Source organism: Lysinibacillus sp. 10T31 (assembly GCF_056394365.1).
In genome coordinates this window covers 64,878-91,373 of record NZ_JBFTHS010000013.1, presented here as the reverse complement: position 1 = coordinate 91,373, position 26,496 = coordinate 64,878, and the positions used below count along the sequence as shown (strand labels likewise).

The window sequence follows — 26,496 nt, the reverse complement described above, 5'->3', positions numbered from 1 at the left end:
TCCATTCTATTTAAGGTTCTGAACTAATTCCTGAGCCTTGCGCTCATTGTCATAGTCACTATCCTTTGCTACCTGATAACCTTCATGGCTGTAGATAGCGATAACTTCCTTACCTTTTTCAGAGTTTCCAATATTAATAAATGCTTGCTGAATAGCCTTTTTTAAATTATCATTCATGACCTTCGAATTTTTACTTACGCTAATTGTGTCATTATAAATAGCAGGCATTACACCGATTAAATCAGTTTCATCCCAAATAGAAGCGCTGCGACCAAATTCACCTTTCCAGCTCTCCTCATAGTCTCTACGTGCATCTGCATATGTGACCAATACATCAGTTTGACCTGCAGCTAAACGCGCAAAGGCATTGCCATAGGAGTCAGCCTGAACAACCTTCGCTAAATCTGGAATTGTTTTATTAAACTTCTCATGTAACCATAGTGTTGGGTAAATATAACCTGCTGGTGAAGATGAAGACATAACATTCCAAGTGACATTATTTAAATCCTCGAAAGTTAATTCTTCACCGTTATTTACTTTCGCTGCTAAAGCTTTTCCTTTTTCCGATGGCCCCGCAACTAGAATCGCTCGATATGATGTCGTTTGTGTCGTTGTTGGTGCAGTTGGCTTGTTTTTATTCCAATCAACTGGATTATCTGAATCATTACTTAAACCTGCGCGTGTTGCTGTTAAAATAACTTCTGCGCCATCATCATAAAGGACATATGTCCCCCCAGGAATTAAACCAATATCAGTAGTACCCGCTGATAATGCTTCGCCAACCGCTTCATAATTTGTGCCTACTGTAATATCGATTTCACCTACGTCATAGCCTAAACTTGCAAGCTCGTCCTTTAATAAATTTTTTAAAGGCTCCGTTGCTGTAATAATTTCATCCGGATCACGTGAAGGCACAAAGCCAATCGTTAATTTTTTTATAGATTCATTGCCTTTTACTTCTGAGGACACATCTACAGTCTTGTCAGAATTAGATGTTTCGGAAGCCTCGTTTCCACATGCCATCAAGAACACTGAAAACATAATTGTTAAACAGAAAAATAGTAATTTCTTCAAGTTATTATCCTCCTCAATTTCAAAATGCTTCCTCAGTATAAACAGTAAATATTTCCCTGGTGTTAATAACAGGTAAATATATGTTTCTAATATGTAAAACAATATTTTGATATCGTAAATAGGCAAAATTATTAAAAATAACTTTATATACTATGGATATACTAACTAACGGAGGACTTCTTATGACTGTAAAAAAAATACAAATACTTGCAACTAGTGATATTCACGGCTATATAATGCCCACCACTTTCCGGAATACACGCAACGAAGCACTTGGTTTAGCCAAACTAGCAACAATCATCCAGGAAAAAAGGTTGGAAGGGCCAACAATTTTAATAGATAACGGAGATTTTATTCAAGGAAGTCCGTTAACCTATTATCATCAAAAATTTCAAGCACAAGAGCCTAATCCATTAATACAGGTTGCCAACGCTCTTCAATATGATGCGATGATATTTGGTAATCACGAATTTAATTATGGGCTGCCTGCCTTACAATCTGTAATAAGTCAGTCTAAATTCCCATGGCTAGGCGCTAACATTTTAACGAATGAGGGCCAGCATTTTACAAAGCCCTATATCATCAAAGAGATAGAAGGCGTTCGCATAGCTATTTTAGGCGTTACAACTCATTTTGTAACTAAATGGGAGGAACCGCATCATATCAGTGGGCTGCGTTTTGAAGATGCTTTCTCTAGTGCGAGCTACTGGGCAAAATGGATACGTTCAAATGAGCAAATTGATGTTGTTATTCTTTGCTACCACGGAGGGTTTGAGCGAAGTCTAGAAACCGGAGAATTACTAGAAACAGAAGACGGGGAAAACCAAGGATATCGTATATGTACCGAAATCGAAGAAATAGATATCATCATTTCCGGTCATCAGCATCGTGAAATTAGCACAACATTTATGGGAAAATCAATAGTACAGCCTAGCACTAAAGGAACTTGCTTAGCAAGTATAGGACTAAAAATTATGATGGACAGCAAAAAGAAAATCCACTCTATTACCCATGCACCATCACTGATATATGTTACGGAAGATATAAAACCTAATACATCTGTTTGTGGCATCATCTCCCCTACTTTCGACAAAACAGAGGCATGGTTAGATGAAACGATTGGGACCATTCATGGAAATATGCTAATCGAGAATACATTTTTTGCACGTATTCAAGAGCATCCATATATCGAATTTATAAATCATATTCAAATGGAGGCATCTGGAGCTTCTATTTCTTGTACAGCGCTCTTTCACGATGAGCGTGGTGGCTTAAAACAAGAGGTGACCATTCGTGATATTGTTACAAACTATATTTACGAAAATACATTAAAAGTTCTTCGTTTATCAGGGCTCGACATCTTACTCGCCCTTGAACAATCAGCGACTTATTTTACTGTAGAGGAGGGAGAACTGAAAGTAGCGGAGCCTTTTCTTTATCCTAAAGCACAGCCTTATAATTATGACATGTGGGAAGGTATCGAATATATTTTTGATATTTCAAAGCCTATTGGTGAGCGTGTAACTAAGCTTACCATCAATGGTGAGCCTATAAAGATGGATGAAGAATTCGACGTTGTTATGAGTAGCTATCGTGCAACTGGGGCGGGGAATTTCGATTTTTTAAGAAGCCGCCCTGTCGTGAAGGAGATACAAATTGATATAACGGAGCTAATTGCAGATTATATTTTAAAACACCCATCTATTCATGCAACATGTAATAACAATTGGCAGGTAACGTTCTAGCATAAAAAAATTCGCGCTTTTCCTGTAGGAGAATCCATCTTGGATTGCTGTCCTACAGGAGTAAGACGAATTTTTTTATCTTTCATCCTAATTAAGAATCTTGTCGTATTTGATGAATGCTTTTTCCCTCAGTAAAGGCATGAATTGATTTTATTGTACCTACTGATTTGAAATTTGCTCTGTCATAGACCTTGGCAACCTGTTCATTGATAGGTAAAATCCAGAGATATTCTAACCCCTGCTTTATTGACTCTTGCTGAATATGTTGCAGAATATATCCAATCAATCCTCGTCCTCGATAGCTTTCAAGTGTTGCTACACTCTCAACTCTCCCTTGATTTCCTGAGACAAAAATATTGGCAGTACAGCAAGCTGTGCCATCCAATCTTAATAAATAATACGTAAAATGCGGAGAATGATATGTTTCCTCAAAGGCTTTTTTGATTAATGCAGGCTCTCCAAATGTAGAAATGCTCATTTCTACAGCCAATGCTTCCTCCATATTGGCATCTGTTACACGTTCAATTTGTATGGCTGGATTATGAGCTAATTGCGAGTATTCGCCATTCCAACACTGTACATCATCAGTAAAACTTTCATACTTGAAAGCCATGATTCTCTAATACTTCTATGCATGACTGATTTTCCTCCACGTTGTATAAATACAATCTTGGGATGAGAGATTTTGACTGATAGAAATCCTTGATTTTCTTCAAAAACATATCTGGTTCGGCAACTCTCTTCCAAATGTGTGCATGATTGGCGTCGTAATATGTTGGCATTTCCTTATTATAAAATAATACTCCTTCGTGACATGTTTCCATCTCACTAAAACTTTTAATATAATCAATATCTAGCTGCATGATATGCTCAATTTTATGCATCTTTTGTTCCTCCCTCAATCCATTTTTCATATAAATCCTCTAGCTGCTGTTCAAGCTTTTGACGTTGCTCTTTAGCAAGTGTCGGCTCCTTTAATCTCATTTCGAGCTTTTCAATTTGTTCTTCAATTGATATCTCTTTTTTAGGAACATAGTTTTTTTCAGGTACTACTTTGATAACTGGTTCTTTTACTATTTCTAATCGTTTTTGTCTTGCCCATTCATAATCGCCTTCAAATACTTGAATCTTCTCATGCTCAATCCATGCAACTTTTGTAAAAATCTTTTGTAAAAAATAACGGTCATGCGAAACACCAATAATGGTCCCTTCAAAGGATTCTAGTGTATCCTCCAATACCTCTCTCGCTTCAATGTCTAAATGGTTGGTCGGCTCATCCAGCATCAATAAATTAATATCCTCATGCATTAACTGCGCTAGACGTAAGCGCATTTTTTCACCACCACTTAAATCCTTCACTTTTTTAAAAACGTCATAGCCATAAAATAAAAACTGAGCAAGAATATGACGCGCTTCAGCCTCTGACACAGAGACACTCTCACGGAAGGCATCTATTAAGCGAATGACCGGATTTTTATGTTCAAATTGCTGTGAAAGGTAACCAATTTTAACACTGCTGCCTACATAACAAACACCTTCATTAGGCTCAACTTCGCCTAACATCATTTTTAATAACGTTGATTTCCCACTGCCATTGCCACCAACAATCGCCAATCGTTCTCCGAAGTAAACCGCTAAATTACTTTCCTTAAATAATGATTTCTCAAATGCATGGCTTATGCCTTTCATTTGTACAACCTCTTTACCACTACGCTCAGCCATCATTAACGCTAAATTCATTTTCTTTTTCGTTGAAGGCTTCTTCACACGCTCTATACGGGCTAATGCCTTCTCCATACTTTTAGCACGACGATGCAAACCAGCATTTGGCGGATTCGCTTCATTTGCCCATTGCTTTAAGCGCTTTATTGTTTCCTGCATTTTTTTTATTTTCTTTTGCTGTTCTTCGTATTGAGCAAATTGCTGTTCAAGTTTAGCTTCCTTTTGTTCAACAAATGCATCGTAATTGCCAATGTACGTAAATGCCTCTCCATCTTCAATTTCAATTATTTTTTGAGCCATTTGATTCATAAAATGGCGATCATGTGATACCGCAATAACAATTCCTGCAAAGTTTCGGACATAATTTTCTAGCCATTCAATTGCCTGCATATCTAAATGGTTCGTCGGTTCATCTAATAGCAAAATAGAAGGATTACTTAAAAGGATTTGCCCAAGCATCACCTTCGTTTTCTCCCCACCGCTTAAGCTACTAAAAGGTTGCTCAAGCAAAGGTGTAATACCTAGACCATTTGCAATCATCGCCAATTGCGCATCAATTTCATAGCCACCCTGCAGCATAAACTGTTCCTGCACATGACCATATTGCTGGAGCACCTTATCTGTTACAGCTAACTGCATTTCCTGCTCAAACTTCGTCATTTTTGCCTTTATGGCATAAATTTCCGCAAATGCTTCCTCCAGCACTTCCTTTACTGAGAACATAGGATACTGTGGAATTTGATGTAAATAACCAATCGTCGCTTCCTTACTTTTTATGATTCGTCCCTTATCTGGCGTATCCAAACTAGCTAGTAATTGTAGTAAAGTTGTTTTCCCACTGCCATTCACGCCAACAATAGCAACATGCTCCCCTGTATTTACTTCTAATTGAAGCCCTTCAAATAAAACATTTCCACCAATAATTTTTTGTAGTTGTTCAGCTTTAATTTGCATCGTTTTTTCCTCCAATGAAACGTGCGAAAACATCTATAGACACAAAAAAGACTGCTCGATTAACAAGCAGTCTTTTCCTCATTAGTTTGTGAAAAAGAATGGTTAATTCGCTACGTTTGATATTTGATTTTGCTTAAAAATAGACAGACCTATCCCGTTGTTCGCAAAATCGAAAGTAATAACACGTGCAAAATACATAGCTGTATCCACCTTTACACATGTTGTCGTAGCGTTTTTATTCATTCCTTTTCACCTCCGTTCAATATAATTAAATTTATATTACCATAATTCAGTAATTTTTGAAAAGGGAAAATTACATTCTTTCACATTTTTTCAGCCTTGCACCATAACGAAGGTTGCCGTTCCGGTCGAGTACCAATGTTTCCTAAAATTCATCACTCATCTCCAATCAAGATGTTTATTAAAAAAATGCGAACTCTAGTACAAATACTTATGTACTAGAGCTCGCACGTTTATGTTGCACTAATCAACTATTATGGCTGTAATTAAAACATTGTATTTTTTTCTTGTACCATAAACTTATCGCCATACTTATAAAAATTAATGCACCGACAGCTGTAATCCAAAAGAATACATTTCCTCCAACAGTTGATGAATTAAAAAATAAAGCGCTAGTAACAATAAATACACAACTTATTATCCCTGACAAAATAATGGCTAACTGACGATTTAGTTGAAAAATGAAAAATATAAGTACAGTACAAATATAAAGAACACTTACTGTCATAATAGTCGGGAAAAATGGTTGGAATTTAGCCGCATAGACAAAGTAATCAAGCTGGCTAATATCTTGGCCATTGTTTATCTCAATATTAAATATCTGAGAAAACGGGGTTGAATATTTCCATTCCAGCGTATTATCTATGATACCACTTCCCTCATACCAAGAAATAGCTGATGACATCAATAAAGTCAAGAAACCAAGAATTAGTTGTATCACATATTTAAACAATGTACTTCTCCCTTCACCTTTTGAAGTTAAAGACGTTTCAACAAGTTCTCGGTTTCGCAAATCTTGGATAATAAGTAATAACGTGGGGTTGTTTTTATTCCTACTGGGTGTCTTAAGAGGATTACCCTATTTTATTTGAAAAGGTACTACGTCTTCTTCTAAGGCTGTTAATATGCCTAACTGAAATATTGACATTAATCTTTTACTTTCCTGTGCTCCTGAAATACTAATCTTCTTACCACCCAAAGTATTATTTATTGCTCGAGCCTGATTCAACTTTTACATCAGATACCTTCCTGACTGACATAAAACTATTTTTGTAAGTCCAAAATATAAACTATACTTGGAGAGGAAGTAATAAATTCTTTTGATGAGTACAGCTTAGAATGTTTCGTAAGATTATAAGACATGGCTAATTCATTACCTTTATTTTGTTTATCAAAGCCAATATGAAAAAAGAGGTTGATGGGATTCATTAACCTCTATGTTTTCGCTTTTTTCACAAACATTTTAACAAACGGTACAAGGAAAACGGATACAACCAGTACGCGGAATAGCTGAAATGCAGTGACGATTGTGACCTTTGCATGAACGGAAGCAGCGATAATTCCCATTTGATCAAGGCCGCCTGGTACGATACTTAAAAATCCTGTTTGAAAATCAAGGCTGTAAAAACTCTCCATGACAAATGTTAAGCCATAAGCAGCGCCAACAAAGATCCCTGCCGAAACAAAAGCGTAAAACACATGCTTCTTCGATAAATGTAGATCGTCTTTTTTCAATAAAAGTCCAATGTAAATCCCAAGCATTAGTTGTGCGATATGAAGTAGTGACAATGGCAATTTCGGTACATCAATCCCTGCTATATTGATGCCCATCAATAAAAACACTGGACCAAGCATATAACCTGTTGGAATCTTTGCCTTTTGCGCCAGCCACCCCGCTACTCCACACACAGTAAGTAAAACTATTAGGCTCCACGTATACGCTCCATTGACAACTACACCAGTTCCCCCAGAGCTTGACACCATTAATGGCACAAAGCCGACGATTAAAAGAACCCGTAATATTTGGAAGAACGTAATGACGACCATATCCATATCCCCCTGCTCCTCGGCAAAGGCAACAACCTGTGACATGCCACCGGGTACACAGCATGTCAATGCGGTCGCATAATCTAAATCCGCACGTTTTGCAACTAAATAACTAACACCAAAAAACAATACAATAAATAATACGTTTAAAACAATCATACTTCCTATGAATTGTTTAATATCCTGCACCGCTTCTGGTGTAAACGCAAAACCAATAGAATACCCCGCAACGATTAAACCAAAATTACGGAAATATTTATGCCATTTCAATTGTACTTTCGTCGATAACTGAACAATTAGCACCGCCGCAATAGCTCCAAGTAACCATGGCATTGGAATATGTAATACATTAAATAAAATCGCACCTGTTAAACCAATACATAATGTAATAAACATGTGTTTGTCAAAAATAAACATAGAAGCAACCCCTCATGACTGTATCATTCTATTATGCCGTGAACCTGCCTATTTTTCTACTTCATCACTTTTTTGCAATGTTGTATATCGTTAAAATTGAACCTGTTATTTATAAAATTTAACCTCTTATCCAAGATTTTCACCAAGCCAAAATTTTCTATGCTACATTATTATTACCTGATTCAGTGATTCTCTGTAGCGGAGATATGTAAAGGAGGCCTCCTATGAAATGAAAATTCATTTAACAATCAACAGTACATTAGAAGAAACTGAGGTTCATATACATGCAAAGGAATATAACGAGCAAATTGAACGACTGATGAAGCAACTACAAACTTCACAAACGACAATGTTAGATGGCTACTTTCAGCAGGAAATTCATATGCTAAAAATTTCAGATATTTACTCCATTTACGCAGAGGGTGCAAAAGTATTTTTGCAGACGGAGGAACAGGAATTTGAAACGAAGCGTAAATTATATGAGCCGGAAGCACAATTAGCGAAAGACTTTGCCCGAGTCAGTAAATCGACACTCGTCAACATTAACAAAATTGCCTCTATTCAAATGGGTAAAATCGGTACAACAGAACTAATTTTAGAAAACGATGTGTCCGTCCATGTTAGCCGCAAATATTTAAAAGAACTAAAACACCACTTAGGGATCGGGAGGGACTTATAATATGAAAATTATTCGCATGATGATAATCGGACTATTCATATCACTTAGCTTTTCCTACATCTTTGTAACATTCACTGTCATATCTAATAACGCTGTGGTGTCAGGGTCGGTATTACTAGAACAAATTATCTTCGCCGCCATACTTGGAGTTGTTTTAGGTCCACTGTCCATCATCTATGATATTGAACGTTTACCTTTTATTGCTCAGATTATTCTACATTTTATTGCTGTTACGGTTTGTGTTATGGTAGCAAACTATTTGACGGGTGGGTTTGAACACGTCAGCATTATGTATGTTTTTATATGTGAAGCTATTATTTATTTCATCATTTGGTGCATCATTTACGTACTTCAAAAAAATGATATTGCAAAAATCAATCAAGAAATTCGAAAAAGAAAGGAATAAACATTATGACTTTTGCTATACAAGTTGAAAATCTATGTAAGCAATACGGGGATCAACAAGCCGTAAAAGGTATTTCATTTACGGTTGAACAAGGCTCCCTCTTCGCCTTTTTAGGTGCGAATGGTGCTGGGAAATCAACGACTATTGAAATACTCTGTACATTATTAAAAAAATCAAGCGGTACTGTAAACATTAATGGCTATACACTTGATGCAAGCAACGACAATGCGGAAATTCGAAAATCCATTGGTGTCGTATTCCAGCAAAGTTTACTAGATGGACGATTAACAGTGCAGGAAAATATACTTCATCGTGGTAAAACATATGGCTTATCGAAAAAACAATTGATCGAAAATTATCAGTTCGTTTCAACATATTTGCATTTAGATGATATAGAAAAGCGCAAATACGGAACTTTATCGGGTGGTCAAAAAAGACGTGCTGATATCGCTCGAGCCCTTATCCATCGCCCGAAAATATTATTTTTAGATGAACCGACAACTGGACTTGATCCACAAACTCGTCAATTCGTTTGGCAAGCAGTTAAGCAACTTCAGCTCGAAACAAACATGACCGTTTTTTTAACAACACATTATATGGAAGAAGCGGCAGTTGCTCATCAAGTCATTGTCTTAAAAGAAGGGGAAATAGTTGCTGAAGGGACACCAGACGCTCTTAAAACAAAATACGCCTATGATTCAATGGCTCTTGTTTTTCATAATAATTCTGAAGGGATACAGTGGCTTGAGGAAAATGCTATCTCCTATACAGAAAACCTAGGTATTTTCTCCATCCGAGTCGAATCGACACTTCATGCATTAGCGCTATTAAAAAAAGCGGAGTCGCTTATTGCTTCATTTGAAGTAATCAAAGGTACGATGGATGATGTCTTTCTTCATATTATGGCCGAGGGAGGTGCAGCTTAATGGAAGCATTATTTAGCTTAGTAAAACGAAATAACAAGGTTTTTAGACGTGATAAAACACAAGTCTTCTACTCGCTGCTTTCTGTCATTATTGTCATTGTCCTTTATGCCGTATTTCTTCAAAAAATGCAAGTAAATGCAATTGAAGAAGTGACAAAGGCTACTCCAGCGTTGGTAACGATGGTCAATGAATGGATTGTCGCTGGTTTACTATCTATGACCGCTGTTTCTACTACACTCGCTGCGTACGGCATTGCTGTAAGGGATCTTGAATCAAAAGCGCAAGCTGATTTTCTTACAGCTCCAATCTCGCGAGCTACTATTCAATTTAGCTATGTATTGAATGCCTTTATTATTGGCTGTATCTTTTCCTTTATCGCCCTTATTGGCTGTGAAATATTTATCGTATCAACTGGCGGTGAACTACTAAGCTTTGGGGATTTCATGAAAGTAGTAGGCTTACTATTTTTATCTGTGTTACTTGCCAGTGTTTTTAATCTCTTCCTTGTGTTACTTGCTAACAGCCAACATTCATTTTCAACGCTCAGTACAATCGTCGGTACAGCACTCGGTTTCTTATGTGGTGTTTATGTACCTGTTGGTGCACTTCCAAGCTTTGCTCAAAATGTTATTATGTATTTCCCTATTAGCCATACAACTTTACTATTACGCAATGCCTTTATGGAGAGCTCAATTTCCAACGTTTTCGAAGGTGCGCCCGCTTCACAGTTGGAAGATTATAAAAAAATGTATGGCATTGTCTATGACCTTCACGGAAATATACTAAGTACCTCAACAAGCATTATCATTATTATCGTCACAATTATTGTGCTAGCAATCTTATCTATCATTATTTTTAAAAAGAAAAATAAATAAACACTTTCGCACATCGTTTATAAAACGATGTGTTTTTTATTGATTTTATTTAAACAATTTGTTATTTTAATAATATATAAGCAAACAAAATAATTAATCGTTTGTTTTTTAGGAGGATACTCAATGGATGTAAATGAATTATTTTGGCAAGCTTCGATTCATGACATAAAAAAAGGCTACAACGATGAAGCAACACATTTCACTTGTTTGCTTTGCGGGGAAAAGATTGAGAAGGGTATTATTTATCCACATGAAGGCGTTCTCTACGAGGCAGAAAAATTTATGCAACATCATATTACTGCTGCACATCAATCCGTATTTCATTATTTAAATGGCCTTAATAAAAAAATGACAGGACTAACTGATCATCAAAGTCATATTTTACGCTTATTTTATGAAGGAAAAACCGATCAAGACATTAAAGAAGAATTAGAGGTTGGTAGTGCAACAACTATACGTCATCATCGCTTTACCCTTAAAGAAAAGGAACGTCAAGCGAAAACATTTCTTGCGATGATGGAGCTATTAAAAGAACAGAATCAAAAGGAAGATAGCTTTGTACCTATTCACAAAACGGCTACGATGGTCGACGATCGTTATAATATTACGATTTCTGAAGAACAGCAATTACTTGAAAAATACTTTCCAAACGGTATTGGTAAAGCACTTGTCCGCTTCCCAAAACGTGAAAAACATAAAATTGTGATACTCCGTGCAATCACAAAGCTTTTCGATGAAACAAAACAGTATTCAGAAAAAGAATTAAACGAAATGATTCAACCGATATATGAGGACTATGTGCAAATACGTCGCTATCTAATCGAATACGGCTTCATGGATCGACAAGAGGATGGCAGTGCTTACTGGATAAAAAAATAAGAAAGAGGGTTTCCAATGGATCATAAAAAAGAATTAAAGGAAATGTATAAAGAAATAAAAATCGAAGCTGGTGTTTTCATAATGACCAATCAACAAAATGGTAAAGTGTTTGTTGGCAGCTTCAATAATTTAAAACGCTTAAACGGCTTTCAATTTTCATTAAAAACAAATACACATACTAACAAAAAACTACAAGCTGATTACAACACATTCGGCAAGGATGCCTTCGATATTGAAGTTGTGGAATATTTGAAGAAAAAAGAAGAGGGCTATTTCGATGACAAAAAAGAGCTAGAAAAACTAGAACAAAAATGGCTCGACAAACTTCAGCCATTTGGTGATCGTGGATATAATTAGGTAACACAAAAAAAGAATCTGTTTTCTCCGAGATTAAGTTGGAGAAACTTGCAGATTCTTTTTTGATTTCTATTATTTTGCGTGGGGATTCACTGCTTCCAGGCTATTCCTTTTCGTAGGTAGAGCAAATACCGTTGGACCTGAGCGGTTCTTTGGCTGACCCGAGCACTTTCCTCTCGCACCCGATCAGTTCTTTGGCTGACCTGAGCACTTTTCCCTTACACCTGAATATTTCTTAGCTCGATCTGCTCCTACTTCTTTGCGTGGGGCATCCTACTTGTTTCCTTACTTCATTTCTTCCACTAAATTAATTTCCTGCTGAGCTTTTTTTGTTAGCTTTCCGAAAACTAGCTCATACGAATGTTTGATTAAATTTTCAACTAAATCAATAGGTACGTCATCTACATCCATATAGATTGAATTCCAATGTGTTTTATTCATATAATAACCTGGAATAATACCTTCATAGGCTTCTCTCAACTCTTCAGCTCGATTAGGTTCGCATTTTAATGTAAGTACTGGTCTTCCGGTAGCATCTCCGCCCATCATCCCATACATTTTACCCCCAATATGATAACGATCCGCCTGCCATTCTTCTTTGTAATCATGCGTTGTTCCACGAAGCTTTAGGCAATATGCATGAATGGTTTCTTTGTTCATTATTTAACCCCTTTTCTCCCTAATATCAATTATGCCTCGGCATAATTGCGTCCGGAATCGGCTTTGTGCTTAGGCCTGCGTGACGCAGGTCAGTTAGCCGTTATCACATGGATGCGATGATCTTAGGCTAACATCCTATGTGAATTCCTTTCCGATTCCGTGACATTCGCCGGAGGCTTACCTTCTTTCAGCAAGTGTTTTTTGTACCGAAAGCGTAGCGACAGGTACAGGTATTTGGACACCTGCTGAAAGAAGGTAAAAACACACGTTCGATTATTTTATTATAATCAATAACGTGTGTAGAGGAAATATTTATTTATTTTAAATTGCCAGATAGCCGGTTTTTGTGTGAAAGCGCAGCGACACGTTATGATAGGGCGCCCATTACTTTATGCCTCTATCAAACACGCCGATAACCTCGGTAGTTTGTAATATATTGACAAAGGCTTTAGCATCAGCTTCCTTGATCATACCTTTAACATCGGCAAGCTGATAGCGTGTAATGACGGTAATTAAAACTTTTCGCCCTTCGCCTGAATAAGCACCCTTCGCATCCATAATAGTTACACCTCTATGAAGCTTTTCCAGTAACTGCTGTTTTACTTCCTCGCCCTTGCTCGTAATAATCATCAGTGTCAATTTAATATGGCTCGTATGAATGGTGTCGACAACCTTCCCTGTCGCATAAATTGATACGAGCGTCAGTAATGCCGCATCCCAACTAAAGACGAATCCGGAAATAGCTACAACGATACCATTCAAAGCAGAGATTAATGTACCAAGTGGAAAATCTCGTTTGCGACTTAGCAGCATCGCTATAATATCAAAACCACCAGAAGAACCTGCCGCACGAAAAATCAACCCCAACCCTATGCCCACAATAACACCACCAAATAATGAGGCAAGAATTGGATCTTGTGTAGCTTTATAAACCGGAATAATATACAAGCTTACCGACAAGACAACTACAGAAAGAATGGTATAGCCAATAAACCGCTTCCCTAGCTTCAAGACCCCTATAATAAGCAAAGGCAAATTCAATAGTAAATTTAAAACCCCTGTATTCAAGGGTGTAATAATACCAAGCATGATAGCAATCCCGCTTAATCCCCCACTTAAAATCTCATGTGGAATTAACAAAAGATTGTAGGCGCAGGCGACTAATATCGATGAAAGTGTAATAACGACAATATTTCGCATAATAATTCCCCTATCATTAACGAACAGTTTTTGTACTTCTTTCCCTTAGAATACCCAACTTATTCGTTCAAAAAACCTGGAGTATTGCACCGCCGCTGTTATAACAACATATTTATTTCTTCTGTTGTTCTTTTTTCTGCTCCTCTTTCAACGGCACTTCTTTTACTGGCTCCTCTTTATTCTCTTCAGCTTTCTCAGCTACCTTATAAATACGTTCAAGCATTGGCGGGTGTGTGTAACGGAACCACTTTACGAGTAACTGTGGATTTACCTCACTTAAGCCAGATATCGTTAGCTTCTGGAATGCAGTAATTGCGGACTCTCGATCACCTGTTAGTGAAATCGCATATTGATCAGCTCTATTTTCCTGATACCTCGAAATATAATTCGACAGAGGGCTTGAAGCAAATAATAAAACAGATGTTAGGAGTAAAAATAATGGATAAGAGCTTATATCACCGATTTTTTTAATTTTTAATACCTGTCCGTAACGTCCAATGAACCACCTCAAACATTTCGCCGTCAGCCATAAGCCTATCAATGTCAACAGAAGATACCCAGCAATGCCAAAATAAATATGCTTTTCAACATAATGTCCCATTTCATGTGCCATGATAAATAATATTTCATTATCTGTTAAACGATTTAAAGTTGTATCCCATAGCACAATTCTCGAATTACTGCCAATACCCGTTACATAGGCATTTAAGGCATTTGTTTTTTCTGCCATATTGACTTCATATACGTGCTCTGCTGGTATATTTGCCTGTTCAGCAATAGACAAAATTTTCTCTTCTAGCTCTTTATTTTTTAGCGGATAAAAATCATTATATAAAGGATCAATAACTACAGGTTGAATAAACATAATAAATATTGTAAATGGAATCGTTAGAAACCATGCATATAACCACCATTTTTTGGCACTCTTTTTAATGAGCCAATAAAGGACAGACACGATAATAATACTCATGCCAAAGTTGACCCAAAAATCAATAATGCCATCTCGCATCCATGACGAAAACCCTTGTGTACTAATTCCGTAGGTTTTGCTTAAATTGTAACGATAATAATTGAGTGGAAATAGTACAACATATAGTAAAAGTGATAATAAGAATAAGTAACTTGCATTTTGTAACAGCTTCCATTTTGTTTGTGATGTAGCTACTTTTTCGAAATAACGTGATACGCCCATAATTAATATCATGAAATAGATTAACCATTCCAAAGGTGTAGCAACAAAGAATAGGAAGTTCCGTATTTTAGAATATTCACCGCTTAAGTATAGTTCTTTTTCAGACATAAACATCACTGGATCTGCAGCTGTCCCCTGCATCGCCCTTGGTATTGTACCTCCACCGCTGTGGAATATATACCAATACATACACAGCACATAAACACCGAATAAAAGTAGCGCGACAATTCCCATTTTTTTCGCTATGTCATTTCCTCCCTTGTTCAACACTAAGTTCGTCCTATAGTAAGTGTAAGCTAAAACGAAAAAGTTAGAACAAATTTTTCTTTGTTTTATTTACCTTCTATTCTACTTCACACCAAAAGAAAAATTCGCTCTACTTCTTCAAACGAGTGACAAGCACCATAGCTTGCTCACTATTTCCAGAAGTGTCGCGAATTAATTTAAATTACTTATCCATTACAAATGCCGTTTTGCCACGTTGATCATCACTTAAATAACCTGCAGTTTTTAATTGATCATGCCATTCTTTTTCTATAACAGCGGCCTTTAATGCATCTTCCTCTTTCGTTGATAGCTCTACCATAATCTCTTCTTGATATTGCCAAATCTCAATATCTGCCTCATAGCCCGCAAAGCTTCCTATATATGTCGTTGCCTTTGCAGGACCATAAACTATCGCTTGAGATAATGTATTTTTATACCATGCTTCAGAATCCCAATTTAAAATTTTCTTCGGAACATTTTCTAAAATTAATTTTTTGGCCGCATTCGTATCCACATCATCATAGGAAACTTTAGATGTAGTCTTTAATGATTCTTTACGACTTATGGTAAATGTACGATTGTCACCCTTAATATCGTTTTCAAATTTATAGTTAGACTCTGCTCCAGTAAAGCCATGACTTTCTGTAATAGCGATTGCTTCATCTAGAGGTGTATTTAAAAATCTCTTTTTATAGGTAATATCCATTTTATTGCTCCCTTTATAGACACGCAAACGATGGATATAATCCTCTTTTAAGAAATCTTTTTTTGGAGTATCAAAGAAATATACCTTTACCTCATCTTTTTTTGTAGCTTGGAAAACTTTTAAAATATCCGATTCACTGAAAAGCTCAGATTTAATATTGAATTTAATTTCATTCCCTGGCTCGATTGCTGCTTTCGCTTGTGTGGAACTAAAGCCAATAATGCTAACAAGTACAATGCCAATTAAACAAAAATTTACTAAACATTTCTTCATATGATCTCCTCCTTTAGTAATTGCAAGAAAGTTGTTTCGCTATTCGTTAATGAACTGTGAAAATAGATTGTTTTATGTGCATGTATTTTCTGAGATAGTGCGATAATATCATGATAATCTGGATGCGTTTTGTAAAAAAAATCCTTGTATTGATTTTTGGAGAATTGCATTCTATATTCGCCTTTATTCCAATATCCTGTAAAGATGACTATAGCTGTGGATTTATTATTAAGTAGCTCCACTAATTTCGCTTCATCACGCTCAGGTATAAAATAAATGGCGTTTTCACTTTCTGTTTTCTTTGCCAAACATTCTACTTTAAACTGTTGCAACAATGTTTTGGTAGCCAATAAATTTTCAGGTGCTTTATCATAATTATCAAATAAAGACAACAAATCATGATCTACACGTACCGCCCTTGTCGTATGCTGAAAAAGATAGGTAGCAATATCTGCTGTTTTTCCTGAAAAAGAAGATGGGAAAATAATTGGGCAGCCCGGATTTGCATGAATATATTCTGTCATTTGCTGTAATACTTCTAAATTATTGATGCGCTTCTCAACATGACCGCTATCAATAATAGCTACATCATATACAGTCCCGTCCTCTATCGGCAGCTCTGCTTTCAACAAAAAGGAATCCACCACATAATCGCCAGAGTAAAATATCACCTCCTCAAAAAAACGAATTTTATACCAAACGCTCCCTATTAGATGTCCACTGTAGCCCCATTGAAAGGCTAGACAGTTACTAACAACTAACCACTTTCCAATAGATTCTGGTTTAAAGGTTCTTGTATGTTTGCATGGCTGTTTTAATTGCTGCGCAGTCATTTTACTCATAATTATCGGCCCTGTGTATCCCAATGTCTCAAGTAAAGGAAGAGCACCTACATGATCTGTATGTGAATGGGAAATAAACACTGCATCAACCTTCGCTACATGAGCTCGTGTTAAATTCGGAGGAGTCTTCTGTCGATTGTTCATCACTCCGCAATCGAGTAAAATAGCATGTCCATTATTTTCAATGAAAAAGCAGTTACGGCCATACTCACCGACCCCACCTAAAATCTCTACATTAAGCATCCGCATGCCCTCCCCTTTTTTGTAACCAGGCAAACAGCAACATGAAAATAACGGTCATGATGACTGTTATTACTGCTAAAGCCATTCCTTCCCCGACATTTCCTTGCTCAAATTGACTGTAAATAAATGTTGCTCCAGTCTCTACTGAAGGGGGCAAAATAAGTAATCCAGCGACAAGCTCACGCATTGAGATAATAAACGTCATCGTCATCCCAGCTAGAATTCCCTGCATTAATAATGGAATGATGATCTGTCGATAAACAGCCCAACTACTTCTCCCAAAAATAGCTGCTGATTGGAATATCGAAGAATCTAATTGTGATAAAGAGGACTTTATATATTGCACAGAATACGGTAAAAAAAGTACACAATACGTGACCACAACCATTGCTTTCGTATTATAAATGGTCGCTGGTAGCCACGGTGCATTCCAAAACATAATTAACCCAACTACAAAAACAATTCCAGGAATAATATTAGGCATTAAACTAAAGAAATCTAATACTTGCTGCTTTTTCGTTTCTCCTTTTTTAATGTATAAGGCAATGAACAAACCAATAATCGCTGTAACGACAGCTGTGATCATGGAGAAAACAACACTATTTAAAAATGCTGACAATCCAGCACTTCCACTTGTAAACACTGCCTGGTAGGAGGCAAAGCTAAAATTGCCTGCTTGTAAACCATCTCCTCTTACTTTTTGCAAAGATGTCATGATAATCGAGAAGTAAGGAATACCGATTGATAGCAAAATGACGATCCCAACAAAAAGCCATGAACCGAGCTTGATATACCACTTATCTTTAATCCCACGAATAGCTGATGTTTTTCCAGAAAGTACGCTATATGTATATTTGCGTCCAATAAGATTTTGAAAATACCAGATAACGAGACAAGCCGACAATAAAAATAATGACAGTGATGTCGCCATACTAATATCTACAGGCCATCTCGATAGGTAAGAATGAATTTCTGTCGTAAATACTTGATAACCAATTCGACTACCAAATGTTGCAGGTGTTCCAAATTCCGCTAACGTTTTGATGAAAATTAGCATACTCCCTAGAACGTAGCTAGGAACCAATAAAGGCAATACTACTTTCGTCCAATTTCTCCAAGGATTTCGTCCGAAAATTAGTGCAGCATCAAGAAAGGAGCCATTGATTCTTAATAGCGTATTTTTTAGCATTAAATATAAAAAAGGAAAAAGATGCAGGCTCATAATCATAACCATTCCAGATAAGGAGAAGAACGCTTCAGTCATCCAAGCTGCACTTGGAAATAGCTGTTGGAGAAATCCATTGTTTTGCATAAACAATATCCATCCCATTGAGCCAATATATGGTGGTGTCATAAATGGAATCGTTAGAACAATATCTAGCCAATTATATTTATACAAGCTTGTTTTCGTTCTTATTAAGGCCATGGTAAATGCTATAATTGTTGTCCCTATAATAACTAAAACTCCTAATAGTATAGAGTTTCCAAGCGTTTGCCATACTCTCTCGTCGGCAAACATTCTATTAATCTGTGAAACACCTAATTGCCCATCTCTCATAAATGTATAAAACACAATGGCAATTAACGGTGCAATAGCAAACGTAATGACAAGTGTCAGTAATAATCCAAAAGTTCGTCTGCCTTCCATAATCATTAACGATTCAATCCTTCCCTAGAAAAACTTAAAGGAGGCTAATAAACCTCCCACATCTACTTAACGAAAAATACCATTGAATTTAGTTAATACTTCAAGCTGCTTCGCTTCTGCACCTTTCCAGTTCACGTTTAACTGTGGAATTTCATCTAAGGCTGCACGGTCCTTAACAGGTATATCTTTGTTCCCTGGTAGTAAGTAGGCATTTGCCACAAGCTTTTGCCCTTCATCTGACAGTAAAAAGTCAACGTACGCTTTTGCACTATCTACGTTTTTTGCATCTTTCAAAATACCAACAGCTCGTGGACTGACAACTGTTCCGCTTTTTGGATAAACAATTTCTACTGGCTCACCATCAGCTTTTGCTTTATAGGCCATGTAATCTACCCCTGAAATTGTGGCATTTTTGTCACCTGTTATAACAGCATCTAAAGCTTCCTTATTGGCGCCATTTACCTGTAGACCATTTTCCTTCCACTTCTCCATCGTAGTCCAAGCCATTTTTTCAGCTTCTGTATATCCGTATAGGAAATCTACAGCAGAACCTGACAAGCTAGGGTCTGGAATATTAATTTTATTTTGCCATTCAGCTTTTGCTAAATCTGTCCATTCTGCCGGAGCTTGTTGCGTATTTTTTGTATTATAAGCAATTCCTAAAGCTGAGGCACTGTAACCATAGTAATAACCTTTTGCATCAGACCAATCGCTATTGATTTTCTTTGCATTTGCGGCTTCTTTATAGCTTTGAAGCTGATCTGTTTCCTTTAAGCCCTCCATTGAAGCGACAGAAGCTAGTACGACAACGTCTGCTACAGGGTTATTTTTCTCCGCTTCTAAACGCGATAATATTTTGCCTGTTGTCCCTTGGAACATCTCTACTTTTATTCCTATTTTCTCTTCAAAAGCTTGTTGAATATTCGCCGCTAAACCATCTGGACCAGCAGAATATACCGTTAAAGTTTGTTCTTCTTTCGGCTTTGCACTTGATTCTTTATCGCTCTCTACTGTTTTATTTCCACAGCCCGCTAATGCTAGTGTTAAAAGAATTCCCGCTGTAGCAAATAGTTTTAAACTTCGTTTTTTCAATGTAAACCCTCCAATTGATATATTCGTTTTTCATCAATAAAAACTTCAAGCTGTTTTCCGTGCTCTATAGGTTCTGCCTCGTAAAAGCTCCAGTGCTTACCTTCTACTTGTGCTTGCACTAAATACCGATCACCAACAAAGGTACTTTTTACAATCATCGCTTGTTTCGCAATTGTACCTGGGCGTGGTAATCTGGAAACTCCTTCTGGTCGCACAATATAATTGCCTTTATCAAACCAGTTCACCTTGCCTATAAAATCTGCTACATACGGTGTTGCTGGGGCGTGATATATTTCTTCTGGGGTTCCTACTTGTGCAATTCTTCCTGCCTCCATCACGATAATTTGATCTGACATTGCCATAGCCTCTGTTTGATCATGTGTGACAAAAATTGCCTGACAATCTAGCTCATGAATAATATGCATGATTTCATCTTGCATTTTTTCTCTTAGTACTGCGTCAAGAGCCGATAAAGGTTCATCAAACAAAATAAGCTTTGGATTTGTCGCAAGTGCCCTCGCAAGCGCTACTCTTTGCTGCTGTCCTCCAGATAACTCACCAGGCTTTCGTTTTTCAAACCCCTCCATTTTCACCAATCGCATAACGTGCTCTACTCGTGTCGGAATATCTGACTTTGGAACAATTCCCTTTAAGCCAAAAGCAATGTTTTGGAAAATTGTCATATGTGGCCATAATGCAAAATCTTGAAAAACCATTGTCATATTTCGCTTATTTGGTTTTACATTTTTACGGACTTCGGATGAATAAATAATTGTTTCATCAAAACGAATTTCTCCATTTGTCGGTTGTTCAAGCCCTGCTAATATTTTTAGTAACGTTGTCTTTCCACAGCCTGATTGTCCTAAGATTGTAATGAATTTGCTATCCAACTCAATATTGATAGGCCATAGCGCTTGAGCCTGTCCATATTTTTTCTCTATATTCATTAATGAGATTTTCATAATATCCTCCTTGTTAATTACAACTATAAATTCCAGATATTTAGAAAATATTAATCTACTATTAATATCTCGTTAAAAAAAATCTAATAAACTAAAGCAAATACAAGATTTTTTCTAATTTACTTTAGGAGGATAAAATGAATAATGTGAAGTTACAGGCATTTTGCCTACTCGTAGAATTTAAAAAATTAGCTCCTGTTGCCAAAGAGCTAGGTCTTACAGCGCCGACAGTATCCTTTCATATTCGTTCCATTGAAGAGGAATATGGCATCCGTTTATTTCGGACAAATGCAGGTGGATACCGTTTAACAGAAGCGGGAGAAGGGCTCTATCATTATGCTCGCCAAATTGTACAGCTACAAAAAGACATGAATCGCTTTGTCGAAAATCTTTTGGCGGGTAATATTGGCTCCATTCGTCTTGGTGCAAGCGGGCTACCTGCACATATTTTTATGCCGGATATTATTCATCTGGTTTCAACAGCTTACCCAGACATTCGAATATCGCTAGAAGTAAAAACAGCGCCTGAAATTGAACAAAAGGTAGCTCTTCAAGAATTAGATTTCGGGCTAATTATGGAAACAAAACAAGAAAATTCGTCTCTAATATACGAAACAATCGGCGAAGATTCCCTTGTATTAGCATTGAGTCCTACCCATGAACTTGCAGCAAAAAAGGACATCACAAAAGCAGATGTCCTAAAAAACAAAGTATTATTGCATACATCCTCAAGTTCAACGAATCATTTTATAGAAAAATGGATGGACCAATTTCACCCATCCATATATACGATCGAGCTAGATTCTGTCAGCACTATTAAGAAAATGCTTACTTTCGGAAAAACAATTGCCTTTTTGTCAGTTGCCCTGATAGAAGATGAGTTAAAATCAGGACTTTTGATCAAAAGAGACTTACACGATGTGGCACTTAATAGAAAGATTCAACTTATTTATCCTAAATCTCGTCTAGATAGCAAGATGGATGCGTTTGTAAAAACTGCAATTTATGATTTAGCCAAACAATTAAAAAAATAACCTCTTATGACATAATTCCATAGTCGACAATAATAACATGGAATGGGGATTGTTTATCCCTATGAAAGGAGGGTTGTACTTGTTAACTGAGTTACTGACAAAAGATACTATACAACTCGCAAATTTTGTAAATACTTGGCAAGAAGCTGTTCATTTAGCAGCAAGTCCACTATTAAAGCACAATAAAATCGAAGAACGCTATATTGAGTCTATGATTCATTCCATTGAAAAACACGGACCTTATGTAGTCATTACACCAAAAGTAGCGATTCCTCATGCACGGCATACAGAAGGAGTCAATGAACTAGCCATGAGCCTTTTAAGCTTACAAAAACCTGTTTTGTTTGGACCAGAAAAGCCTGTTTTCTTAATTATTGTCTTAGCTGCGACCGATAATGCGTCACATCTGCAGGCCTTAGTTGACTTAACAAAGATTTTGCAAGAACCCAATCAAATCGACAGCATCATCGCCTGCCAGCATAAAGACGATATTATCAAAGAAATCCAACAAATTGTGGCAAAGGAGTAATCTTGATGAAGATTTTAGTAGTGTGCGGAAATGGCTTAGGCAGTAGCTTTATAATGGAATTGAATGTAAAAAAAGCGTTAACTGAACTTGGAAAAGTTGCAGAAGTAACTCATACAGATTTAGCATCTGCCAAGGCCGAGAAAGCGGATATTTATATCGGTGCAGAAGATATTGTTAATCAATTAGGCGAAGAGAGAGGTCATATCGTTAGTATTGTCAATATGATGAGTATTTCTGAAATTAAATTAAAGCTTAAACCGCTGCTATAAAGGATTGAATTTGAACTTAATTAAAAATTGGATAGGATGAGGTGTTAATATGTTAGATGTTATTATGAATGACATTTTAGGAACACCAGCTATATTAGTCGGCCTATTCGCTTTTGTCGGTTTATTAATCCAAAAAAAGTCAGCTTCAACTGTTCTTTCTGGTACATTAAAAACGGTTATGGGCTTTGTTATACTTGGCGCAGGTGCAACCGTTTTAATTGGTTCTTTAAATCACTTTAGTAAAATGTTTGATCATGCATTTAATGTCCAAGGGGTTATCCCAAATAATGAAGCAATTGTAGCAGCCGCTCAAACTAGTTTTGGAACAGCTACTGCCATGATCATGGTTTTCGGTATGATTATGAACATTTTATTCGCAAGATTTACGCCCTTAAAATATATATTTTTAACTGGTCATCATACATTATTTATGGCGTGTTTAATCGCAGCATCGCTTTCAGTTGGCGGTATGAGTGGCACACCACTTATCATCGTTGGCTCTATTATTCTTGGTCTTTGTATGGTCATATTCCCTGCCATTCTACAACCAACTGTTCGCCAAATAACAGGTAGTAATGATTTTGCTGTTGGCCATTTTGGCAGTGTTGGTTATTATGTATCTGCTAAAATCGGGAAGCTCTTTGGAAACAAAGCCAAATCAACAGAAGATATAAAAGTTCCAAAATCTCTAGGTTTTTTACGAGATACATCTGTAGCTGTGTCCTTAACTATGAGTCTATTTTTTATTATCGTTGCCTTATTCGCAGGCCCATCCTATATTGAGACACAATTATCTGGCGGTTCAAACTTTATCGTCTTTGCCATTATTCAAGCTATTACCTTTGCCGCTGGTGTCTATATCATTTTGGCTGGAGTGCGAATGCTTATTTCCGAGATTATTCCTGCCTTTAAAGGTATTGCAGATAAACTTGTGCCAAACACAAAGCCTGCATTAGACTGCCCTACAATTTTTCCGTTCGCACCAAATGCAGTTATTATTGGCTTCCTGTTTAGCTTTGTAGCAGGCTTAGTGTCTATGTTTATACTCCCCCTCATAGGGCTAAAAGTGATTGTACCTGGGCTTGTACCACATTTCTTCACAGGTGCGGCTGCAGGAGTATTCGGTAATGCAACTGGTGGAAGACGCGGTGCTATGGTAGGAGCATTTGCTAATGGATTAATTATTAGCTTTATCCCCGCGATTCTACTTATCTTTATGGGTGATATCGGCTATGAAGGAACTACTTTTGGCGATTCAGACTTCGGTATTGTAGGTATCATTATTATAAATGTATTGAAATTATTTGGTGCAGTGTAGCTTAATTCTTACTATTGAACGATGGGCCTTGCAAACTCTTTAGATGTTTGCGAGGCTATTTTAATTGACAAAGAAAAGGGTTGATCTTGCAAAATATATAGCTATTTCACTAGTAAAGTTATCTTTCCCATTTACAGTAATTTATTGACCCTAGTCAAAAAAAGTGTATAAAGATTAACAGAAAGCCTTATCAAACTAATCAATCCCTTCACTCATATTTTCTTTTTTTATCAATTCATTTCTTTTTCTTAAAGAACTAAATCCAATTAAACCAATAATTAAAATAATTCCTCCTCCGCCCCAAAAGACACTGGATGTAGAAAAAATAGCCAAAATACTACTACTAATCCCTAACGATAATGTATCACTTGTATAATTAATAGATGATGAAATACTGAACACTTTACCTAACATATTGCTGGGAACTTGCTCTTGTATTATTACAATTCTTCCAAGTCCTTCACTCGCCTGACCTATTCCAATAATAATTGTGGCTATATAGATAACAAAAATAGATGCTGATAGACCGATTAATAATAAACCACTACCCCATAGGATGATTCCTATATTAAAAATTACTATTGGATTAAGTTTTTTCAATGTACCAAGAATAATAGAAGTAGAGAACGCTGCTGCACCAAGTATGCCCGTAATAATTCCAAAAGTTGAAATATCTTTTCCTAAATAAGAATCTAGATAAATAGGTAATCCCACACGCCACAATCCTGTATTTATCAGTATACTTATACCTTGAACAAACATAATAAAGAGAATAGTTCTATCTGATTTTAAATAAGCTAAAGTCAATTTAATTTCGCCTATTGTTCCTTGTTCACTATTATTAGTATTCAAATGTGTAACTTTATAGTTAATTAGCAAATGAAATACACTAGAAATACTTATTAAAATGAACGCTAGAGTTAAAATATGAATTTGATCTGTAACTTTAACAACTATCCCTACTGAGGCAGGAATAATAATACTAGCACCACGCTGAATTGAATCCAAAAGAGCATTACTTCTTTGTAATTTATTATTTGTAACTAATTCTGGTAACAGAGCTCGAAAACTTGGTTCTGAAAAACAATTTAAAATACTTATTAACATTGCAATACACATTAATATGAAATAATTTAGAAACCCTAAAAAGAACATAATTGGAATACTAAAAATTAATATTGCTATGAGAAAATCACAAATGATCATGATTTTCTTTTTGTTCCACTTATCAGCCTTTACTCCACCATAAATTCCAAGAAATATAAAGGGCAAAGTCTCAGCCATTACCATTAAAGATAAATAGAGTGGTGATCTATTTGTCAATTCCATCGTTAACCAGATGAGCTCCAAACTAAATAATATTAAAGAACTTCTTTTAAAAAGCCTTCCTAATAACAAAAACGTAAAATTTTTATCATCTAAAATATCCTTATACAGGATTTTCATTCTTTAGCATCCTTTCATTATAGAAACTTACAAATCTATTTAATCCTTCTTTTAGGCTTAGACTATCTATGGCACATTTATTCCTTTCGATTTTTACATTTTTTAATAATGTAAGCTATTGTTACCACTGCAAAAATTGTTATTAAAGCTGATGTTTTGAAATTTCATTAGCAATACACGAAAATATTATTTCGGTTGAAGCTCCGAGACTTCTTACCTTTTAATCTAGGATGATGTTTAATCTAATATAATAAAAGCTCAATTAAACAATATGATTTATACATCTCAAAAATTTTCAGCGCTCTGATTAATGAAATTATTTCGCTTCCTTTCGAATCCATGACTTTAGCAAGCGATATAATGACAATAACAAGTACCATTTTTTTATTTATAACGGTTATTAACATTCTATGCGAACTTTCAAAACAATCAAAATCAGAATTCGCTGTTATTTCAATCAATTTTGATAATTACGTAAATCAATTAGCTGAAAGAGAAAAAAATCGAAAATATATTAAAATTATTTGGTGCTGTTAATTCATTACTAACAAATGGTGGGCCTCACAAACTCTTTGAATGGTTTGGCGCGGCTTTTTAAATTGCCTAAATGAAAAGGTTGATTATGTAAAATATATAAATATTCCACAATATCCCTCTACCTTTTTCACTATATACATAGAGGAAATCCATTACAAAACAAACTAAATGCTCATT

Annotated in this window: 27 protein-coding genes; 11 read left to right on the top strand and 16 right to left on the bottom strand. The window is 36.2% G+C overall.

Going from position 1 to position 26,496, the window contains the following annotated elements; all coding sequences use genetic code 11:
• Positions 1-6: 6 nt before the first annotated feature.
• Positions 7-1,074 (bottom strand): phosphate/phosphite/phosphonate ABC transporter substrate-binding protein, encoded by a 1,068-nt coding sequence (locus AC1DCY_RS09760; protein WP_477349615.1) that lies wholly within the window; start codon positions 1,072-1,074, stop codon positions 7-9.
• 182 nt (positions 1,075-1,256) lie between these two features.
• Here AC1DCY_RS09760 and AC1DCY_RS09755 point away from each other — a divergent pair, with 182 nt between their 5' ends.
• Positions 1,257-2,819, top strand: coding sequence for a bifunctional metallophosphatase/5'-nucleotidase (locus AC1DCY_RS09755; protein ID WP_477349613.1), 1,563 nt, complete (start codon positions 1,257-1,259; stop codon positions 2,817-2,819).
• A gap of 91 nt (positions 2,820-2,910) precedes the next feature.
• Here the strand turns inward: AC1DCY_RS09755 and AC1DCY_RS09750 are convergent, their stop codons facing one another.
• The 6 genes from AC1DCY_RS09750 to AC1DCY_RS09725 form a co-directional block, all read right to left on the bottom strand.
• Positions 2,911-3,432 carry a GNAT family N-acetyltransferase gene (locus AC1DCY_RS09750; protein WP_477349611.1) on the bottom strand — a complete coding sequence of 174 codons (522 nt, stop codon included), beginning with the start codon at positions 3,430-3,432 and terminating at the stop codon, positions 2,911-2,913.
• On the bottom strand, positions 3,416-3,703 hold the full coding sequence (locus AC1DCY_RS09745; RefSeq protein WP_477349609.1) for a hypothetical protein: 288 nt from the start codon (positions 3,701-3,703) through the stop codon (positions 3,416-3,418). Before AC1DCY_RS09745 ends, AC1DCY_RS09750 begins: the two co-directional genes overlap by 17 nt.
• Entirely contained in the window at positions 3,696-5,495 is a 1,800-nt protein-coding gene (gene abc-f, locus AC1DCY_RS09740) for a ribosomal protection-like ABC-F family protein (protein ID WP_477349607.1), read from the bottom strand. The genes AC1DCY_RS09745 and abc-f overlap by 8 nt, the downstream gene beginning before the upstream one ends.
• Positions 5,496-5,597: 102 nt before the next feature.
• Positions 5,598-5,738, bottom strand: coding sequence for an RAxF-45 family protein (locus AC1DCY_RS09735; RefSeq protein ID WP_477349605.1), 141 nt, complete (start codon positions 5,736-5,738; stop codon positions 5,598-5,600).
• 244 nt (positions 5,739-5,982) lie between these two features.
• Positions 5,983-6,468: a YjdJ family protein gene (locus AC1DCY_RS09730; protein ID WP_477349603.1), complete on the bottom strand. Its 486-nt coding sequence runs from the start codon at positions 6,466-6,468 to the stop codon at positions 5,983-5,985.
• A gap of 482 nt (positions 6,469-6,950) precedes the next feature.
• Positions 6,951-7,979 (bottom strand): AbrB family transcriptional regulator, encoded by a 1,029-nt coding sequence (locus AC1DCY_RS09725; RefSeq protein ID WP_477349601.1) that lies wholly within the window; start codon positions 7,977-7,979, stop codon positions 6,951-6,953.
• A gap of 229 nt (positions 7,980-8,208) precedes the next feature.
• On the opposite strand from AC1DCY_RS09725, the gene AC1DCY_RS09720 reads away from it, so the two are divergent.
• From AC1DCY_RS09720 to AC1DCY_RS09695, 6 genes are all read left to right on the top strand, one after another.
• On the top strand, positions 8,209-8,658 hold the full coding sequence (locus tag AC1DCY_RS09720; protein WP_477349599.1) for a LytTR family DNA-binding domain-containing protein: 450 nt from the start codon (positions 8,209-8,211) through the stop codon (positions 8,656-8,658).
• Position 8,659: 1 nt separating this feature from the next.
• Positions 8,660-9,064 (top strand): DUF3021 domain-containing protein, encoded by a 405-nt coding sequence (locus AC1DCY_RS09715; protein ID WP_477349597.1) that lies wholly within the window; start codon positions 8,660-8,662, stop codon positions 9,062-9,064.
• A 5-nt stretch (positions 9,065-9,069) separates the two neighbouring features.
• Positions 9,070-9,990: an ABC transporter ATP-binding protein gene (locus tag AC1DCY_RS09710; protein ID WP_477349595.1), complete on the top strand. Its 921-nt coding sequence runs from the start codon at positions 9,070-9,072 to the stop codon at positions 9,988-9,990.
• Positions 9,990-10,865, top strand: a complete 876-nt coding sequence (locus AC1DCY_RS09705) for an ABC transporter permease (protein WP_477349593.1) — start codon at positions 9,990-9,992, stop codon at positions 10,863-10,865. The genes AC1DCY_RS09710 and AC1DCY_RS09705 overlap by 1 nt, the downstream gene beginning before the upstream one ends.
• 123 nt (positions 10,866-10,988) lie before the next feature.
• Positions 10,989-11,744, top strand: coding sequence for a DUF2087 domain-containing protein (locus tag AC1DCY_RS09700; protein WP_477349591.1), 756 nt, complete (start codon positions 10,989-10,991; stop codon positions 11,742-11,744).
• A 15-nt stretch (positions 11,745-11,759) separates the two neighbouring features.
• The gene (locus AC1DCY_RS09695) at positions 11,760-12,101 is read left to right on the top strand and encodes a GIY-YIG nuclease family protein (protein ID WP_477349589.1); all 342 of its coding nucleotides are present in this window, start codon (positions 11,760-11,762) and stop codon (positions 12,099-12,101) included.
• 285 nt (positions 12,102-12,386) lie between these two features.
• Here AC1DCY_RS09695 and AC1DCY_RS09690 read toward each other — a convergent pair whose 3' ends face one another.
• The 8 genes from AC1DCY_RS09690 to AC1DCY_RS09655 all read right to left on the bottom strand — a co-directional run bounded on the left by AC1DCY_RS09690 (position 12,387) and on the right by AC1DCY_RS09655 (position 21,186).
• Entirely contained in the window at positions 12,387-12,761 is a 375-nt protein-coding gene (locus tag AC1DCY_RS09690) for an MmcQ/YjbR family DNA-binding protein (protein ID WP_477349587.1), read from the bottom strand.
• Between the two features lie 384 nt (positions 12,762-13,145).
• Positions 13,146-13,961, bottom strand: coding sequence for a YitT family protein (locus AC1DCY_RS09685; protein WP_477349585.1), 816 nt, complete (start codon positions 13,959-13,961; stop codon positions 13,146-13,148).
• A 112-nt stretch (positions 13,962-14,073) separates the two neighbouring features.
• Positions 14,074-15,399: a M48 family metallopeptidase gene (locus tag AC1DCY_RS09680; protein WP_477349635.1), complete on the bottom strand. Its 1,326-nt coding sequence runs from the start codon at positions 15,397-15,399 to the stop codon at positions 14,074-14,076.
• A gap of 202 nt (positions 15,400-15,601) precedes the next feature.
• Positions 15,602-16,399: a hypothetical protein gene (locus AC1DCY_RS09675; protein ID WP_477349583.1), complete on the bottom strand. Its 798-nt coding sequence runs from the start codon at positions 16,397-16,399 to the stop codon at positions 15,602-15,604.
• Complete coding sequence (locus tag AC1DCY_RS09670) at positions 16,396-17,484, bottom strand: MBL fold metallo-hydrolase (RefSeq protein WP_477349581.1); 1,089 nt, start codon at positions 17,482-17,484, stop codon at positions 16,396-16,398. The genes AC1DCY_RS09675 and AC1DCY_RS09670 overlap by 4 nt, the downstream gene beginning before the upstream one ends.
• The gene (locus AC1DCY_RS09665; RefSeq protein WP_477349579.1) at positions 17,477-19,138 is read right to left on the bottom strand and encodes an ABC transporter permease; all 1,662 of its coding nucleotides are present in this window, start codon (positions 19,136-19,138) and stop codon (positions 17,477-17,479) included. Before AC1DCY_RS09665 ends, AC1DCY_RS09670 begins: the two co-directional genes overlap by 8 nt.
• 60 nt (positions 19,139-19,198) lie before the next feature.
• Positions 19,199-20,224: an ABC transporter substrate-binding protein gene (locus AC1DCY_RS09660; RefSeq protein ID WP_477349577.1), complete on the bottom strand. Its 1,026-nt coding sequence runs from the start codon at positions 20,222-20,224 to the stop codon at positions 19,199-19,201.
• Positions 20,221-21,186 (bottom strand): ABC transporter ATP-binding protein, encoded by a 966-nt coding sequence (locus tag AC1DCY_RS09655; RefSeq protein WP_477349575.1) that lies wholly within the window; start codon positions 21,184-21,186, stop codon positions 20,221-20,223. The genes AC1DCY_RS09660 and AC1DCY_RS09655 overlap by 4 nt, the downstream gene beginning before the upstream one ends.
• Positions 21,187-21,323: 137 nt before the next feature.
• Here AC1DCY_RS09655 and AC1DCY_RS09650 point away from each other — a divergent pair, with 137 nt between their 5' ends.
• From AC1DCY_RS09650 to AC1DCY_RS09635, 4 genes are all read left to right on the top strand, one after another.
• On the top strand, positions 21,324-22,220 hold the full coding sequence (locus tag AC1DCY_RS09650; protein WP_477349573.1) for a LysR family transcriptional regulator: 897 nt from the start codon (positions 21,324-21,326) through the stop codon (positions 22,218-22,220).
• 79 nt (positions 22,221-22,299) lie between these two features.
• A complete protein-coding gene (locus AC1DCY_RS09645; RefSeq protein ID WP_477349571.1) occupies positions 22,300-22,749 on the top strand; it encodes a PTS sugar transporter subunit IIA in 450 nt (149 codons plus the stop codon).
• Between the two features lie 5 nt (positions 22,750-22,754).
• Positions 22,755-23,018, top strand: a complete 264-nt coding sequence (locus AC1DCY_RS09640) for a PTS sugar transporter subunit IIB (RefSeq protein WP_477349569.1) — start codon at positions 22,755-22,757, stop codon at positions 23,016-23,018.
• Between the two features lie 49 nt (positions 23,019-23,067).
• Positions 23,068-24,336 (top strand): PTS ascorbate transporter subunit IIC, encoded by a 1,269-nt coding sequence (locus AC1DCY_RS09635; RefSeq protein ID WP_477349567.1) that lies wholly within the window; start codon positions 23,068-23,070, stop codon positions 24,334-24,336.
• Between the two features lie 195 nt (positions 24,337-24,531).
• On the opposite strand, the gene AC1DCY_RS09630 is transcribed toward AC1DCY_RS09635, so the two are convergent.
• Positions 24,532-25,782, bottom strand: a complete 1,251-nt coding sequence (locus AC1DCY_RS09630; protein ID WP_477349565.1) for an MFS transporter — start codon at positions 25,780-25,782, stop codon at positions 24,532-24,534.
• Positions 25,783-26,496: the final 714 nt, after the last annotated feature.